General features: G+C 65.7%; 17 protein-coding genes. 10 read left to right on the forward strand and 7 right to left on the reverse strand.

The window, feature by feature from the left end; all coding sequences use genetic code 11:
* Window positions 1-55 precede the first annotated feature (55 nt).
* The 5 genes from ACQR1B_RS29960 (at window position 56) to ACQR1B_RS29980 (ending at window position 5,865) form a co-directional block, all read left to right on the forward strand.
* The gene (locus tag ACQR1B_RS29960; protein ID WP_008965342.1) at window positions 56-646 is read left to right on the forward strand and encodes an ANTAR domain-containing response regulator; all 591 of its coding nucleotides are present in this window, start codon (window positions 56-58) and stop codon (window positions 644-646) included.
* The gene (locus ACQR1B_RS29965) at window positions 643-1,797 is read left to right on the forward strand and encodes a CmpA/NrtA family ABC transporter substrate-binding protein (RefSeq protein WP_434836265.1); all 1,155 of its coding nucleotides are present in this window, start codon (window positions 643-645) and stop codon (window positions 1,795-1,797) included. The genes ACQR1B_RS29960 and ACQR1B_RS29965 overlap by 4 nt, the downstream gene beginning before the upstream one ends.
* A gap of 345 nt (window positions 1,798-2,142) precedes the next feature.
* The gene (locus ACQR1B_RS29970) at window positions 2,143-3,930 is read left to right on the forward strand and encodes a NirA family protein (protein ID WP_434836266.1); all 1,788 of its coding nucleotides are present in this window, start codon (window positions 2,143-2,145) and stop codon (window positions 3,928-3,930) included.
* A complete protein-coding gene (locus tag ACQR1B_RS29975; protein ID WP_434836267.1) occupies window positions 3,927-5,543 on the forward strand; it encodes a sulfite reductase subunit alpha in 1,617 nt (538 codons plus the stop codon). The genes ACQR1B_RS29970 and ACQR1B_RS29975 overlap by 4 nt, the downstream gene beginning before the upstream one ends.
* A 172-nt stretch (window positions 5,544-5,715) precedes the next feature.
* On the forward strand, window positions 5,716-5,865 hold the full coding sequence (locus ACQR1B_RS29980; protein ID WP_434836268.1) for a hypothetical protein: 150 nt from the start codon (window positions 5,716-5,718) through the stop codon (window positions 5,863-5,865).
* Here the strand turns inward: ACQR1B_RS29980 and ACQR1B_RS29985 are convergent, their stop codons facing one another.
* From ACQR1B_RS29985 to pxpB, 3 genes are read right to left on the reverse strand one after another with little or no spacing between them, the layout of a single operon-like run.
* Window positions 5,866-6,639, reverse strand: coding sequence for a LamB/YcsF family protein (locus ACQR1B_RS29985; RefSeq protein ID WP_434836269.1), 774 nt, complete (start codon window positions 6,637-6,639; stop codon window positions 5,866-5,868).
* A 50-nt stretch (window positions 6,640-6,689) separates the two neighbouring features.
* Window positions 6,690-7,724 (reverse strand): biotin-dependent carboxyltransferase family protein, encoded by a 1,035-nt coding sequence (locus ACQR1B_RS29990; protein ID WP_434836270.1) that lies wholly within the window; start codon window positions 7,722-7,724, stop codon window positions 6,690-6,692.
* Window positions 7,721-8,452 carry a 5-oxoprolinase subunit PxpB gene (gene pxpB, locus ACQR1B_RS29995; protein WP_434836271.1) on the reverse strand — a complete coding sequence of 244 codons (732 nt, stop codon included), beginning with the start codon at window positions 8,450-8,452 and terminating at the stop codon, window positions 7,721-7,723. Before pxpB ends, ACQR1B_RS29990 begins: the two co-directional genes overlap by 4 nt.
* A 244-nt stretch (window positions 8,453-8,696) precedes the next feature.
* On the opposite strand from pxpB, the gene ACQR1B_RS30000 reads away from it, so the two are divergent.
* Together ACQR1B_RS30000 and ACQR1B_RS30005 are read left to right on the forward strand one after the other, a co-directional pair.
* The gene (locus ACQR1B_RS30000) at window positions 8,697-9,395 is read left to right on the forward strand and encodes a ribonuclease activity regulator RraA (protein WP_257164758.1); all 699 of its coding nucleotides are present in this window, start codon (window positions 8,697-8,699) and stop codon (window positions 9,393-9,395) included.
* Window positions 9,396-9,431: 36 nt separating this feature from the next.
* Entirely contained in the window at window positions 9,432-9,836 is a 405-nt protein-coding gene (locus tag ACQR1B_RS30005; protein WP_434836272.1) for a (R)-mandelonitrile lyase, read from the forward strand.
* Window positions 9,837-9,904: 68 nt separating this feature from the next.
* On the opposite strand, the gene ACQR1B_RS30010 is transcribed toward ACQR1B_RS30005, so the two are convergent.
* Window positions 9,905-10,798, reverse strand: coding sequence for a DUF2147 domain-containing protein (locus ACQR1B_RS30010; protein WP_434836273.1), 894 nt, complete (start codon window positions 10,796-10,798; stop codon window positions 9,905-9,907).
* Between the two features lie 91 nt (window positions 10,799-10,889).
* On the reverse strand, window positions 10,890-11,366 hold the full coding sequence (locus ACQR1B_RS30015; RefSeq protein WP_434836359.1) for an Lrp/AsnC family transcriptional regulator: 477 nt from the start codon (window positions 11,364-11,366) through the stop codon (window positions 10,890-10,892).
* A gap of 147 nt (window positions 11,367-11,513) precedes the next feature.
* On the opposite strand from ACQR1B_RS30015, the gene ACQR1B_RS30020 reads away from it, so the two are divergent.
* The 3 genes from ACQR1B_RS30020 (at window position 11,514) to ACQR1B_RS30030 (ending at window position 13,955) form a co-directional block, all read left to right on the forward strand.
* On the forward strand, window positions 11,514-12,533 hold the full coding sequence (locus tag ACQR1B_RS30020) for a 1-aminocyclopropane-1-carboxylate deaminase (protein ID WP_434836274.1): 1,020 nt from the start codon (window positions 11,514-11,516) through the stop codon (window positions 12,531-12,533).
* Between the two features lie 757 nt (window positions 12,534-13,290).
* Window positions 13,291-13,431, forward strand: coding sequence for a hypothetical protein (locus tag ACQR1B_RS30025; RefSeq protein WP_434836275.1), 141 nt, complete (start codon window positions 13,291-13,293; stop codon window positions 13,429-13,431).
* A 218-nt stretch (window positions 13,432-13,649) separates the two neighbouring features.
* A complete protein-coding gene (locus ACQR1B_RS30030; protein ID WP_434836276.1) occupies window positions 13,650-13,955 on the forward strand; it encodes a hypothetical protein in 306 nt (101 codons plus the stop codon).
* A 3-nt stretch (window positions 13,956-13,958) separates the two neighbouring features.
* On the opposite strand, the gene ACQR1B_RS30035 is transcribed toward ACQR1B_RS30030, so the two are convergent.
* Together ACQR1B_RS30035 and ACQR1B_RS30040 are read right to left on the reverse strand one after the other, a co-directional pair.
* A complete protein-coding gene (locus ACQR1B_RS30035; protein WP_434836277.1) occupies window positions 13,959-14,180 on the reverse strand; it encodes a DNA recombinase in 222 nt (73 codons plus the stop codon).
* A gap of 1,013 nt (window positions 14,181-15,193) precedes the next feature.
* Window positions 15,194-16,393 (reverse strand): IS91 family transposase, encoded by a 1,200-nt coding sequence (locus ACQR1B_RS30040; RefSeq protein ID WP_434836278.1) that lies wholly within the window; start codon window positions 16,391-16,393, stop codon window positions 15,194-15,196.

The raw sequence follows: 16,393 nt of genomic DNA on the forward strand, positions 1-16,393 counted from the left end.
GCTTTAAGGCGGTCGCGTCCATGCTATGGATGAGGGCCCGGATACCTGGTGATCGATGAGCGCCGAGCAATCGCCTAAAATCGTGATCGTCGACGAGAGCCCGATCCGCGCCGCCATCCTGGAGGAGGGGCTGCGGGAAGCCGGTTTTACCGGCGTGGTGCATGTCAGCGAAATGCAGGGTCTGCTGGCGCGGATCTATGCGCTGGATCCGGACGTCATCGTCATCGATCTGGAAAACCCGAGCCGCGACGTGCTCGAGCAGATGTTCCAGGTCAGCCGCGCCGTGCGCCGGCCGATCGCCATGTTCGTCGACCAGAGCGATGCGGCCTCGATCCAGGCCTCGGTGGAGGCGGGCGTGTCCGCCTACATCGTCGATGGGCTGAAGAAGGAGCGGATCAAGCCGATCCTCGATCTCTGCATCTCCCGCTTCAATGCGTTCTCGAAGCTGCAGGACGAGCTCGAACGCACCAAGTCGGCGCTGGAGGATCGCAAGGTCATCGACCGCGCCAAGGGCATTCTGATGAAGATGAAGGGCTTCACCGAAGAGGAGGCCTACGTTCTGCTGCGCTCCACGGCGATGCGCGAGAAGAAGAAGATCGGTGAGATCGCCCAGTCGATCCTGACCGCCTCGGAGATGCTGAAATGACCGGCCCGCTTCGCATTGGCTTCATTCCGCTGGTCGATGCCGCGGCGCTCATCGTCGCCGTCGACAAGGGCTTCACGGTTGCGGAAGGTCTGGATGTCACGCTGGTCCGCGAGGTGTCCTGGTCGAACGTCCGCGACAAGCTCAACATCGGCCTGTTCGATGCCGCGCATCTGCTGGCGCCGGTGGCCATCGCTTCCAGTCTTGGCATCGGCCACGTCAAGGTCCCGATCGTTGCGCCGTTCAATCTCGGCGTGAACGGCAATGCCATCACCGTGACCCCGGCGCTGCATGCCGAGCTGATGGCGCATCTCGACGGCGACCGCTTCGATCCGCTGGCGACGGCGCTGGCGCTGGCGCGGGTCGTTGCCGCCCGCCGCAAGGCCGGCGCAGAGCCGCTGACCTTCGGCATGACGTTCCCGTTCTCGACCCACAACTACCAGCTCCGGTTCTGGATGGCCGCGGGCGGCGTCGACCCCGACGAGGATGTTCGTCTCGTGGTGCTGCCGCCGCCTTACATGGTCGAGAGCATCGCCAGCGGCCATGTCGACGCGTTCTGTGTCGGCGCGCCGTGGAATTCGATCGCGGTCGATCTCGGCATCGGCCACATCCTGCACTTCGTGTCGGATGTTCTGGTCCGGGCGGCGGAAAAGGTGCTCGCGGTCCGGCAGAGCTGGGCCGACACGAATCCGGACGCGCTGGCAGCATTGGTCCGGGCCTGCGGCCGCGCCGCTGATTTCATCGAGCAGAACCATGCCGAGGCGGCGCAGATCCTGGCTCAGCCCGAGCGCATCGGCGTCGATGCCGAGGTGATCCAGCGTACGCTGGACGGACGGCTGAAGATCTCGCCGGACGGCACCTTCCGCGAAAGCCCGCGCTATCTACTGGTGGGCCGGGAAGATGCGGGACGGCCGGAGAAGATCCAGGCCGCATGGCTGTATGCGCAGATGGTCCGCTGGGGCCAGACTGCCCTCAGCGGCGAAGCCCTGAGCACGGCCATGGGCGTGTTCAGGCCCGATATCTACGACGCGGCGATGGGCACGGTCGCCGCCGGCGGGGATGCCGCCATCGGCGCGTTCGCCGGTCCGCCATTTGCGGCCGACGACATCATGGGCCATCTGAAGGCCTTCAAGATCGGCCGCTGGACGCCCTGATGATTCCCCTCCGTGCAGGATCTGGGCATCCGGCGCCGCCGATCAATTTTTGGGCGGCGTGCCCGTATTTCGAGGCGTGAGCCTGCAACCGCGCCTTCATTGATTCGGGCAGCAGCCTGTTTGCGCTCACATTTCTGCCGCTAGGCGGTTGGCACGCAATTTGAATATTGCAGTGCAGTCGGCCGCCATAGATGCCGCCGACTGCAATCCATCTCGGATTTCCGCAGCAACGAAGCTGGTCGGATCGTTCCTCTGAAACGCGCCTCATCGGCGGTTCGGACCACGCGATCCTCATCCCATCCGCAAACGCCAATCGCCGTGGCCGCTGGAGCTTCGTCCGCCATCATGAAAATCGAACCCTTGTCAGTCGACTTCAACGACGAGCAGAAGCGCTATCTCGAGGGGCTGGCTGCCGGCCTCAAGGTCACACTCGCCGGCCGCGGGCAGGCTGCCGCGACCGTGGCGGAGCCGACCGGGCCGGACGCCATCCACATCAAGGCTCAGGACAAGGTCATCGCGTCCGGGCGCAAGCTCGCCGACCAGGAGAAGCTCAAGCGCGAACTGCATCCGTTCGATGCCTATGAGCGGCTGAAAGAGCAGGCCCGCAGCAATGCTGCACCGTCGGCAGCCGACAATTTCCGCTGGCGCTATCACGGCCTGTTCCACGTCGCGCCGGCGCAGGACTCCTACATGTGCCGGTTGCGGATTCCGAACGGCGTGATGAAGCATTGGCAGCTCGCAGGCCTGGCCGATCTGGCCGACCAGCTCTGCGGTCCCTATAGCCACGTCACGACGCGGGCCAACCTGCAGCTGCGCGAGATCCCGCCCAAGCATGCCGTGATGCTGCTGGAAGGTCTGTCGGATCTCGGCCTCACTGCGCGCGGCTCCGGCGCCGACAACATCCGCAACGTGACGGGGACGCCGACCGCGGGCATCGATCCGCAGGAGCTGCTGGACACGCGGCCCTACGCCCGCGAATGGCACTTCCACATTCTCAACGACCGCTCGCTGTACGGCCTGCCGCGCAAGTTCAACGTCGCCTTCGACGGCGCCGGACGGATCGCAGCGCTGGAGGACACCAACGACATCGCGTTCTCGGCCGTCGAGGTGAAGGACGGTTTCGGCGTCGCGCCGGGCGTCTGGTTCAGGCTCGGCCTCGGCGGCATCACGGGCCACAAGGATTTCGCCAAGCCGACCGGGATCATCGTCGAGCCGGAGCGCGCGACCGAGGTCGCCGACGCCATCGTGCGGCTGTTCATCGAGACCGGCGACCGCACCAACCGGCTGAAGGCGCGTCTCAAATACGTGCTCGACAGCATGGGGCACGACAGGTTCATGGAAGCCGTCGAGGCGAGGCTCGGCCGCAAGCTCGCACGTGTCCCCGACGAGGCGCTCGCACCGCGTCCCCAAGCGGATCGCATGGCGCATATCGGCGTGCACCCGCAGAAGCAGCAGGGCCTGAACTGGATCGGCGTCGTGCTGCCGCTCGGCAAGCTGACGGCGGATCAGATGCGCGGTCTCGCCAAGGTGGCTGCGGATCTCGGCGATGGTGAGATCCGGCTCACGGTCTGGCAGAACCTGCTGCTGTCGGGCGTGAGCGACGACAAGGTTGCATTGGCCTGCGCCGCGATCGCGCAGATCGGGCTTTCGACGACAGCCTCGCACATCCGCGCCGGGCTGATCGCCTGCACCGGCAATGCCGGCTGCAAGTTCGCGGCTTCCAACACCAAGCAGCATGCCGCCGAGATCGGTGACTGGTGCGAGACGAGGGTGGACCTCGACACCCCGCTGAACATCCATCTGACCGGCTGCCACCACTCCTGCGCGCAGCACTACATCAGCGACATCGGCATGATCGGCGCGAAGGTGCCGGTCGGGGAGGGCGACGACACCGTCGAGGGCTATCATCTGTTCGCCGGCGGTGGCTTCGGCCCACAGGCCGATATCGGCCGCGAGGTCTATCGCAATCTCAAGGCCGAGGACGCGCCCCGCACGGTCGAGAAGCTGCTCAAGGCCTATCTCGCCCACCGCACCTCACCCGACGAGACCTTCTTGTCGTTCGCCCGTCGCCACGACGGCGAAGCCCTGCGCCAGCTCGCCGAAGCCCAGACGACGTCCGAGGTGTCAGCATGAACCAGATCACGCCCATGTTGAAGATCGAGCCGAAGATCGAGATCATTCCTCCGACCGCGCCGTTCTCCGAGGCGCAGCGCTCCTGGCTCAACGGCTTCCTCGCCGGCGCGCTCGGCCTCGACGGATCGACGGCGCTGTCGCCCGCGCAGAACGGCGCCGTGCTCGCACCCGCAGGCGATGCTGATGACGACGAGGCGCCCTGGCACGACCAGACCATGCCGATCGCCGAGCGCATGAAGCTGGCCGAGGGCCGTCCGTTGCGCCGCCGCCTGATGGCCGCGATGGCGCAGCAGGACTGCGGCCAGTGCGGCTACAATTGCAGCGACTATTCGGATGCGATCGCCAATCGCAGCGAAGCGCGCCTCAATCTCTGCGTCCCCGGCGGCAAGGAAACCGCGCGGATGGTCAAGGCGCTGTATGAGGAGATCGACAAGGCGCCGGCCGCGGCCAAGCCCGCTGCTGCCGCAATGCCGGCCACCGTGTCCGTCGTCGTCACCGAGCCCGGCCGCTCGCGCGACAATCCAGTCGCGGCGACGTTCCTGTCGCGGCGGCTGCTCAACAAGCCCGGCTCGGAGAAGGAGACCTGGCACATCGAGTTTGATCTCGCCGAGGCCGGGCTCGACTATGTCGTCGGCGATTCCTTCGGCATCTTCGCCAAGAACGACCTCGGCCTCGTCGACCAGATCATCGCGCTGCTCGGCGCCTCGCACATGACGCAAGTGAACGGCAAGTCGCTGCGGCAGTGCCTGCTCGAGGACGTCTCGCTGTCGCCCGCGCCGGACTCGCTGTTCGAGCTGATCTCCTTCATCAGCGGCGGCGCGACGCGCGACAAGGCGCGGCGGCTGGCGCAGGGCGAGGATCCCGATGGCGATGCGGCGACGCTCGATGTCATGGCCGTGCTGCAGAAGTTCTCCGGCGTCCGGCCGCATCCCGAAGCCTTCGTGGAAGCCCTGGAGCCGCTGCAGCCGCGGCTGTATTCGATCTCGTCGTCGCACAATGCGACGCCTGGAAAACTGTCGCTGACCGTCGACTGCGTCCGCTACGTCATCGGCAAGCGCAAGCGCCTGGGCCTCGCCTCGACGTTCCTCGCCGAGCGCATCAACCCGGGCGACAAGCTCCACGTCTACGTCCAAAAGGCGCATGGCTTCGCGCTGCCGGCCGATCCGAAGACGCCGATCATCATGGTCGGCCCCGGCACCGGCATCGCGCCGTTCCGCGCCTTCCTGCTCGATCGCAGGGCGACCGGCGCGCCGGGCAAGAACTGGCTGTTCTTCGGCCACCAGCGCAGCGACTGCGACTTCTTCTACGCCGACGAGCTCAACGCGATGAAGACCTCCGGTCTTCTCACGAGGCTGTCGCTGGCGTGGTCGCGCGACGGCGACAAGAAGTTCTACGTCCAGGACCGCATGCGCGAGGTTGGGCGCGAGGTGTGGACCTGGCTCGCCGAGGGCGCCCATCTCTACATCTGTGGCGATGCCAAGCGCATGGCCAAGGACGTCGAGCGGGCGCTGGTCGACATCGTCGCCCATTTCGGCGCGCGGTCGACGGATGAGGCTGTCAGCTTCGTCGCTGACCTCAAGAAGAAGGGCCGGTTCCAGCTCGACGTTTATTAACGAGTCGAAGCGGGTTGGAGCCCTGCGGATAAAATTCTCAGCTGGAACATCGGCTGAGAATTTTTTGGTTCCCCATGGACCCCGGACAGGGGGCTTGTCGTTATTTCGTCGGTTGCCTTGCATCGGGCCGCGAGAACGCTTTTCTCATGGCCGGAACTTCAGGAGACCGGTCATGCGGACGCTATCGACGCCCCTGCGACGGATGCCCCAGGCTCGTGCCATTCGCGAGCGCGGCGCCATGGCCGCGATGGTCGCATTGTACGGTGCACTGGCTCTGATCGCCGCGATCACCTTGGGCATGCCGTTCACGCATCCGTTCTGATCAGCCCGCTGTCTTGAACGGCGCGACGGTAATACCGGCAGCGTCGAGCGCCTTGCGCACCTCGCGGGCGATCTCCACGGCACCCGCCGTGTCGCCGTGGATACACACCGTGTCGGTCCGCATCTTCATGACTTTGCCAGTGACCGAAACGACTGCGCCGTCCTGCACCATGCGCACGACGCGGTCGGCGATCTCCTTTGGATCATGCAGCACTGCGCCCGGCTTGCTGCGCGAGACCAGCAGGCCATTGTCGTCATAGGCACGATCGGCAAACACCTCGTGGGCCATCGACAGGTTCGCCTTCTCGCCGGCCGTCACCAGCTTTGAATTCGCGAGCACGACGAAGATCAGGCTGGGGTCGACGGCCCTGATCGCCTTGGCGATCGCGTTCGCCGTCATGTCGTCCTCGCAGGCGACGTTGGACAGCGCACCATGCGCCTTCACATGCGTAACCTTGTGGCCGGCGGCGGTCGCGATCGCCTGCAGTGCGCCGATCTGGTAGGCGACCAGGTTTTCGATCTCCGATGATTTCAGCCCGGGCACCTGGCGCCGGCCAAAACCGTGCAGGTCGCGATAGCCGGGATGGGCGCCGATGCTGACGCCCTTGGCCTTGGCCATCTCGACCGTCCGGCGCATGATGTCGGCGTCGCCGGCATGGAAGCCGCAGGCGACGTTGACCGACGTCGCGAGTTCGATCATCGCGGCGTCATTGCCCATTTCCCACGGGCCAAAACTTTCTCCGAGGTCGCAGTTGAGGTCGACGTTACCGGTCATATCGAGGTCCGCGCGTTGATGGGTTCGAAGCAGCGTTAAAGGCGATCAGGTTAATCCGGCGTCACTCCAAGCCAAGTGCCGACGTCGGTCGCGCTGACCGCATGCCCGGCCACGTTGGCCGTGAACAGGGCGTCGGTGTTGAAGTCGCTGCTTGCCAGCTCGGTGACGCGGCCGGGCAGGCTGCGCAGCAGATCCTTGTAGCGGCGCAGCTCGGCCTGGGCCTCGGCGATCGTCACGGCCTCGAAGCGGAACGGCGTGCCGGCCGGCGTCTGCGCCAGCCGGCCGAAATCGGCGGTGATGACGGTCGCGATCTTCGGATAGCCGCCGCTCGTGCCGCGGTCCGCCATCAGCGCGATCGGCGCGCCGTTGCCGGGCACCTGGATGCTGCCCTCGACGGTGCCGTCGGAGACGATGTTGTGGCCGTGCAGATGGCGGATGGCTGGGCCTTCGAGGCGATAGCCCATCCGGTCGCTGGTGGCCGAGACCCTCCAGTCGCTGCCGAGGAACAGCGCCTTCATCTCGTCGCTGAACTCGTCGTCCTGCGGTCCCATCACGACCCGGATCGCGCCGCTCGGCTTCGGCAGCTCGATCCGCATCTCCGGCGTCGGGCTGGCGGTTGCCACCTCGAACACGTCTCCCGATTGCAGCGGGCGCGGGTAGGGGCTGCCGAGCCCGGCGCGGGCGTTGACCGAGAGGCTGTCGAACATCGGCTCGCCGGTGATGCCGCCTTCGAGCGCGAGATAGCTGAACGAGCCGCCGCGCGCGAAGCCGAGTGTGAGCTTCTCGCCCTCGTTGAGCGTAACGGACGTATTCATGTCGACCGGGCGCTTGGCCACGTCAGCGGGGCGCGGCGCGCCCGACAATGCCACGCGCACGGCACCGCCCTTCGCAGTGAACGTCGCGCCGAACGGACCGATCTCGATCGCAGCGGCCATCAGCTCATTGCCCACGAGACTGTTTGCCGCCGCCAGCGACAGCTTGTCCATCGCGCCCGACGGCGTCAGCCCGTAGCGCTGCGCGCCGAAGCGGCCGCCATCCTGCACCGAACTGGCCGGACCGATCTGCGAGACGAGGAGCGTACTCATGCGGCGACCCGCTCGGCGACGAGCTCGCCGCCCTCGGCAGCGCGCTCCTGCTCGGCGAAGGTCTTCACGTCGACCGCGGCGAAGCTGACCTCGTCGCCGGGCTCGAGCAGGAAGGTCGGCTCGCGGTGCAACTGGAACGTCCGCATCGCGGTGCGGCCGAGCAGGTGCCAGCCGCAGGGGCCGGCGAGACACTGGATGCCGGTCTGGATGCCGCCGATGGCGACGACGCCCGCCGGCGTCGCGAGCCGGGGGTTCTGCCGGCGCGACATCTGCAGCGATGGATCGAGGCCCGACAGATAGGACCAGCCTGGCGTGAAGCCGATCATGGCGACACGGTAGGTGCCGGCGACGTGGCGGGCGACCACTTCCTCCGGCGTGAGGCCGAGCGCCTTGGCGACGTCCTCCAGATCGATCCCGTGCTCGCCGCCATAGCAGACCGGAACCCGCCAGCGCCTGACCTCGCTGTCCGGCGCGAGCGCCGCAGCCGACAGCGCCAGCAGTCTGGCGGCGAGCGCATCGTGGTCGATCACGCCGGGATCATAGTGCACCAGCAACGAGCGATAGGTGGGCACGGTCTCGGCGATGCCCTCGATTCCGGCTGCGGCCAGCGCATGGTCGAGCGCGAGGACGCGGCGGTTGGCGGTCTCGTCGATGGTCCGGCTGAACTCGACCGTGACGGCGCTGTCGCCGCTGGGCAGGAGACGAGGAGGTGGAAAAGGATCAGCCATGAGTCCGAATGGATCCGCGTTGGTGTTCCCTGATCTAGCCGTTTTCACGCGCCGGCGGAATTGGGCTCAAATCAAAAAGTCTCGAAAATTCAATAAATTAATCGGACGTCCTGCGATAAGAGAATTTTATCGGGCCGCGCGCCCCGCATGCCTGCCGCGCACGCTGCGAGGCCTTGACGCGGGGACGGTCGCTCGCAAGATGCGCCTGCTTTTTTCGCCAGCCCATTGGAGCACCCGTCTCAAGATGTCCCTCACCCCCGAAGCCATCGCAACTCTGTCCCAGGTCACCACCGCGACCATCACCACGGTCCTGCTGAAGAAGGGATTGCGCAATGTCTGGCTGCGCGGCGCGAAGCCGCTGCGTCCGGGACAGAAGCGGCTGGTCGGTCCTGCCTTCACGCTCCGCTTCGTACCGGCGCGCGAGGATCTGGCGACGCCGGAATCCTGGTCGTCGCCGATCTCCACGCGCACCGCGATCGAGGCTATGCCCGAGGGCTGCATCGCCGTGGTGGACGCGATGGGCGTCAAGGACGCCGGCATCTTCGGCGACATCCTCTGCGCCCGCATGGTCAAGCGCGGCGTCACCGCGCTGATCACCGACGGCGTGGTGCGCGATCTCGAAGGCGTGCTCGGTACGGGCCTTCCCGTCTGGTGCGACGGCTACGCCGCGCCGCCGTCGGTCGCAGGCCTGACCTTCGTCGGCTGGGGCGAGGCGATCGGCTGTGGCGGCGTCGCCGTGTTCCCGAACGATGTGATCGTGGCCGACCAGGACGGCGCCGTCCTGATCCCGCAGGCGATGCTCGACCACGTGCTCGCCGAGGGCCCCGAGCAGGAGCGCATGGAGGCCTGGATCGTCGACGAGGTCAACAAGGGCGCAGTGCTGCCGGGTCTGTACCCGATGAACGCCGAGACCAAGGCGCGCTACGCCGCCTCCAAGAAGTAAGCTCACAAACGAGCGACAGCTCCAGAAAGGCACATCATGGATTTCCACCCCGCAGGCTCGCGCCCGACGCGCAAGGCCCCCGCCGAGTACTTCACCGGCAACGTGTTGCAGGACCCGCTGATCATGGCGCCGGCACCGGCGCGCCTCAACGCCTCGCGCGTCTCGTTCGCGCCGGGCGCGCGCACGGCCTGGCACACCCATCCGCTCGGACAGACGCTCTACGTGGTCTCCGGCATCGGCCGCATCCAGGCCAAGGGCGGCCTGGTGCGCGAGATCCGGCCGGGCGACGTGATCTTCATCCCGCCGGGCGAGAAGCACTGGCACGGCGCCTCGCCGGACAACGAGATGACGCACATCGCCATGCAGGAGGCGCTCGACGGCGTCTACTCGAACTGGATGGAGCACGTCACCGACGAGGAATACGCGACGCCTGTCGGCTGATGCGGGACTAACAAGATGACGAGCGCGCGGTCGAAAGGCCGCGCGCTTTCGTTTTGACCGGGCCGTTCTCAGTTCACCCGTGTCCAGGTCTGGCCGCCGCAGAACATGCCGCCGAAGGCGCAGCCCTGCACGCGCAGACTGTCGGGGCCTTTCAGATTGATCGTGGAATCGTAGGTGCTGCCGCTGTTCGGATCGTAGATGCGGCCGCTCCACTTCTTCTCCTGCGCCTTGTCGCCCGGACGCATGTTGATCAGGATCTGCTCGCCGTTCTGATTGGTCTTGGCGTTCACAGCGTAGCCGCAGAGATTGGTCCCGCACGGCTCGATGCGGATCTTGCCTTCCTTCTCCTCGGTCAGCCAGATGCCGACCGGAGAATTCGGATCGCGGACAGCGGTCGTTGCCGAGGCTGGCGGGATCGCGGCGGTGGTCACGGCGGCCGGCGCCTGGCCGGGCCGTGAGGGCGGCTGCACGGACGCAGGGGCCTGGGGAGCGGCAGGGGGCGTCACAGCCGCCGGAGGCGTGATCGGGGCCGCGGCCGTCGGAGCCGGCGCGACAGGAGCAGGCGCTGCAATCGCTGGGGCCGCAGGCGCCGTGGCCTGAACCGGTGCGGGCGGCGCGGGGGCAGTAGCGGGCGCCGTTGCCGTCGGGACGGGAGCCGCAGGGGGAGCAGGGGCTGGCGCCACTGCCACCGGCGCCTGAGCGGGCGGGGCGGGGGTCACCGCCGCCTCGGCCGGTGCCTGGGCCGGCTTGTCCGGGCCGGGCTGTGGCTTCACCGCCGAATCCTGCTCGCGCTTGGCTCGTTTGGGCTTCTTCTGATCGGTGTTGTCGTAGACGCCGGGGATCTGCACCGTGCCGCGGTCGGGATCGATGCGGATGGTCTTGCCGCCATATTCGATCACGTACTGCGCCTGGGCGGCACTGCTGGCCAGCACCACGGCCGCAACGGCCAACAGCCTCTTCATCAGGATCTCCGCGATGCCGGTTGCTGAGGTGAGCGAGCTCACGCGCAATTAAGTCGCCGATGCGGCAAGCCCGGTTCAACGCACGCCCCGCTCAGAAATCCAGCGGCGCATTGTCGACGACCTCCTTCATCACGAAAAAGGTGCGTGTCTGGCGGACGCCCGGCAACGAGATCAACTGGTCGCCATGCATACGGTTGAAGTCGTTCATGTCGCGGACGCGGATCTTGAGGAAGTAGTCGAAATCGCCGGCGACGAGGTGGCAGTCGAGCACGAATTTCAGCTTGCGGATCGCGGCCTCGAAGGTGCGAAAACTCTCCGGCGTCGAGCGGTCGAGCACCACGCCGACCAGCACCAGCGCGCTGCGCTCGACCTTCTCGGGCGCGATCTGCGCGCGGACGCCTGTGATGTAGCCGTCCTCGAACAGGCGCTGGGTACGGCGATGGCAGGTGGCCGGGCTGACATGAACCGCCGCTGCGAGGTCGGCATTGCTCATCCGGCCGTCCTTCTGCAGGAGCTGCAGAATGCGCCGGTCGACGCGATCCAGATCCGGACTGGACGATTCTTTCAGTTTCTCCGACATATCCGGATCATTCTCTCGCCGATGTGGGACCGAGCGCACGTAACCATGAAAAGCAGGCCGGAGAAAGAGAGCACCTTTCGCAAGGTTTCCCATATGTTTTCGGCCGACCCATTCCACCATCCTCGGAGAGACCCCGTGCTTCGGCTCGACAAGTTCAAGAAGTATCCGCTCACCTTCGGCGTCACGCCCATCGAACATCTGCCGCGCCTGACGGCTGCGCTCGGCGGCAAGGTGCAGATCTACGCCAAGCGCGACGACTGCAATTCCGGCCTCGCCATGGGCGGCAACAAGCTGCGCAAGCTCGAATACATCGTGCCCGACGCGATCGAGTCGAATGCCGACACGCTGGTGTCGATCGGCGGCGTGCAGTCGAACCACACCCGCATGGTGGCGGCGACCGCGGCCAAGATCGGCATGAAGTGCGTCGTCGTGCAGGAGAGCTGGGTGCCGCACGAGGACGCCGTCTACGACCGCGTCGGCAACATCCTGATGACCCGCCTGATGGGCGCCGACAGCCGCATCGTCGAGGACGGTTTCGACATCGGTATCCGCAAGAGCTGGGAGAACGCGATCCAGTCGGTGAAGGATGCCGGCGGCAAGCCCTACGGCATTCCGGCCGGTGCTTCCGTGCACAAGTTCGGCGGCCTCGGCTATGTCGGCTTCGCCGAAGAGGTGAGGGCGCAGGAAGCCGAGATGGGCATCAAGTTCGACTACGTCATCGTCTGCGTCGTCACCGGCTCGACCCAGGCCGGCATGATCGTCGGCTTCGCCGCCGACGGCCGCGCCGACCGCGTCATCGGCATCGACGCGTCCGGCACGCCGGAGCAGACCCGCAGCCAGGTGCGCCAGATCGTCGACAACACCGCGGAGCTGGTCGAGCTCGGCCGCAAGGTGCGCGACGACGAGATCGTCATCCTCAACGACTACGCCTATCCGGCCTATGGCGTGCCGAGCGCCGAGACCAACGAGGCCATTCGCCTGGCCGCCCGCACCGAGGCAATGATCACCGATCCCGTCTACGAGGGCAAGTCGATGCAGGGCATGATCGACCTCGTCAAGAAGGGCTACTTCCCGGAAGGCTCGAAGGTGCTCTACGCCCATCTCGGCGGCGCTCCCGCGATCAACGGCTACAGCTACACGTATCGCAACGGGTGATAGCAGTTGCGGCTGACGCACGCGGTCTCGTCGGGATGAGCCGAGGTGCCGCCACACGTACAACTGTCGTCCCGGCGTCCGAGCCGGGACCCATAACCACCGGCCGTGGTGTCGTCGCGAGCCATCCACACATGACGCCGTCATTCCGGGACGCGCGCAGCGCGAGCCCGGAATCCATAACCACACATGGACGTGTTGGGCACGCCGGCTGCTCCATCTCGTTCCAACAAAGTCCGCTTCGGAGTATGGATTCCGGGCTCGCGCTACGCGCGCCCCGGAATGACAGCGAGTGTGCTGACAGACTTTCGCTTGCATGACATCGCTACACATGAGTTGGCGTTCTCGCGACGCCTCAGCGTCCGAGTGATCCGTCCGTCGTGCCCTCAAAATCGAAGAGGGCGCAGGGAATGCCGGGCGCTGGCCGCAACCCATGGCCCGCCTGCAACAAGAAAAGCAGGCGGCAGTCACCACAGGTTCAGCCGAACTCCGGCATTCCCTGCGCGATGGTCTTCACGCTTATACGCAGTCTCCCTGGTGCGCCGGGCTTGTTGGCCACCATGGCGACAATGCGCTTGCGCGCATTGCGCTGGACACCAGCATCGGGGTGTCAGGACCCTGCGACTTCACGTCCGCGCCATGCCGTTCGTCCGCGTGCAAGCACGCTGCGGCATCTCGCGGCCATCGCCTCCCCACCTCGCGTGTCGTGACGATCGCGCGCAACGCCCCTCTCGATGAGGCGGGATGGCGGCAATAAACCATGGATTTCGGAAAAACGCAACAGGAATTTTTTTCAGGCGAGGACTGGACAGGGGTCTTCGCGTTGAAAATGCTTGCGAACATTGCGTTTTGGCGCAGGCCATTTGGGGCATTCTTGCAGGGCATTCCCATCGCGGCGTGAGATGCCTCGACGATGTCCCATCAAACGTCGCCGTCGTCCGTCGTAGATCTTCTCCGAGCCGATAACGCACCGCTCATCAGAGTCCGGGAAGGTCGCTTAAGGGCGATTATCGGACGTCAGCCGCGATTCTGCTGTGCAAACGCTGGTTCGCCGTTTGGCGCGAGCCAGCCCGCTCGCTACACTTAAGAGTTGCCATCGCTTGAACTGGAGGGATTTCGATGGGCATCTGGGAAGCTGTCGCATCCATCGCAAAGGACCGGGAACATCCCGTCGCGAACGCCGTCGCCGTTTTTGCTGTGATCGTCTTTACCTTGGGCGGAATGGCCGCATTCATGGCCTTTCCGTTCCTCTTGACCGCAATCGTAAAGAGCGGCGGGGACGTGATGACGGGTAAGGCGCCCGTCCAATCGATTTGGCGCAACTGCTACGATTTCAAGGAGCTGAACGGTCAAGTGTTTCGAGTTGACCAGTGCAGCGGCCAGCTGGAGCCGTACAATCCTACAACAAAACCAAAAGAGGAGTGAGGGTCAAAGAAAACCCTTGCCTACATGGCCTTCAAATTCATGCGCGCGCCGATCATATATCTTCAGGGTATCGACCTTCACATGGCGGCTCTGCTTCATAATCTTGAGCGCGTCCTGGCCACCGTCGAGCGCCGAGGTGACGAAGCCAGCGCGAAGCGAATGCCCTGAGAAAGCACTTGCCTCCAGACCAGCCGCGCCGAAAACCTGCTTGATGATCCGTGACACCGAGCGATCGGAAAGCGCCTGGTGGCCAACACGGCCGTGGCGATCGATCTCACGGAAGATCGGTCCCTCCCGGATCCCGGACGCCTCGAGCCAGGCCTTGAGCCGCTGCGACAGGCCGGAGGTGGCCGCCGTTCGGCACTGGGAGATCCGTGCCTTCGCCCTCCTGGTCGGTCTTGGACCGGCCGATGTGCAACAAGATGCCACTGGCGCGCCACGAAATGTCGGCGACTTGCAACGCGACGAGCTCGGTGCACGACAATCTTTCCTCCCTCATCTGAGGGGGCAAAAGTTGCTATGCCGTGTTAGAGGTACAACCCGGCACTTCGGAGGGAGCAATGGCAGCGCCGAAACACGGGCAGCTTGTGCAGGGCGAAGAGTATCTCTCCGTCGTTTGCCCCAGCTGCGAGAACATTGTCCCAATCGCACCAGCAGGCGAACTTTACATGGTCGCCGCCCGCAAGATAACGATCGGCTGTCCTTTCTGCGGGAATTCCGCAGAGCTTCCGTTGGACACAGCGGAGAACCGAACGCTCGAGATCTTGCCGCCGACGACGCAGTAGATCTACCTGACGTCCTCTAAGGGCTGACAGCGTACGTGATCTGCCTGCCTCGGTAGCGTCCGTTCGGGGCGAATTACGGACGTAGCGCGATAGCCCGATCGAGGCGTGAATGTGAAGGGTTTCGGATGCCGGCCGCATGATTGACGGTGCGGCACATTCGGGCGGCCGGCGTCCGAAAGCCTCCAAGGGAGGAAACCGCGCATGATGGGCAGGACTGGTGCGGCAGGCTCTATGGGGATTTGAGCGCTGCAGGCGAGCCAGCTGATGGAGTTCGAACCGGTGCAGCAAGCTGCGCGACGACGACGCGACCAATGAATGAGCGGTGGGCGGCGTTGAACGCGATCAACCATCGGCCGATCGGCGACGACAAAGGAAAGCCTGGGTGCGCTCTGCCGTGGCCGGTCGATGAGCGGCGGGCACTGCGGGCAGCTTTGCAAAATGGCGGTTGGGCGGTCATGAGGTATCGATCCTGATGGCGCCGGTTGGTGCGGTCGGTTGATGACGCGGCGTTGCGCCTCGCTCAAAGACCTCGATGACGATCATGCGACCGCCGCAGCATGGACATGGCGGCTTGGCCGTGTCGACGGTGGTCTCGGTCGGCTCATCCCCACGATCCCTGATGGCGAGCAGCTCGCGCGCACGTGCGATGTTGTCGGCGCAGGCGCCTCGCGCCAGCAGGCCGTAATGGCGGATGCGGTTGAGGCCCTTCGGCAGCACATGGATGAGGAAGCGGCGGATGAACTCGTCTGTCGCGAGCGTCATCCGCTTTTGACGGTCGCGGCCCTCGACGCGGTAATCCTTCCACCTGAAGGTGACGCCGTGCCGGTCGAAGGCGATCAGGCGGCTGTTGGCGATGGCGACGCGGTGCGTATAGCGCGACAGATAGGCCAGCACGGCCTCGGGGCCGCCGAACGGACGCTTGGCATAGACGACCCATTCCGTCTTGCGCGACGCCGCCAGCATTGCGGCGAATGATTGCGCCCCGGCGAGATGGGCGTCGTTGCCGAAGAAGCTCAGGCGCCCGGCCTGGTGAAGGGCGGCAAGGCGCTCCAGAAACAACCGCCGGAACAGGCGTGAGAGCACGCGCACCGGCAGGAAGAACCTCGGGCGGCAGGACACCCAGCGCTGGCCGTCGGGCGAGATGCCGCCGCCCGGCACGATCATGTGGACGTGCGGATGGTGGGTCATGGCCGAGCCCCAGGTGTGCAGCACGGACGTGATGCCGATCCGGGCGCCGAGGTGCTTCGGGTCCGCGGCGATCGTCAGCATCGTCTCGGCTGAGACCTTGAACAGCAGATCGTAGACGGCAGCCCTGTTGTGATAGGCGATGTCGGCGATCCGAGCCGGCAGCGTGAACACGACGTGATAATACGGCACCGGCAGCAGCTCGGCTTGGCGATCGGCGAGCCACCGCTTCGCCGCGGCGCCCTGGCACTTCGGGCAATGGCGGTTGCGGCAGGAGTTGTAGGCGATGGACGTGTAGGCACAGTCCTCGCAGCGCGCGACATGGCCGCCGAGCGCTGCCGTGCGGCAGCTCTCGATCGCCGACATCACCTTCAACTGGTCGAGGCTGACATGGCCGGCATGGGCCTGACGCCATGCCGGACCATGGTCGCGGAAGATATCCGCAACCTCCAGAGCCGGACGAGACAC

Source organism: Bradyrhizobium oligotrophicum (assembly GCF_051168495.1).
Taxonomy (GTDB): Bacteria; Pseudomonadota; Alphaproteobacteria; order Rhizobiales; family Xanthobacteraceae; genus Bradyrhizobium; species Bradyrhizobium oligotrophicum_A.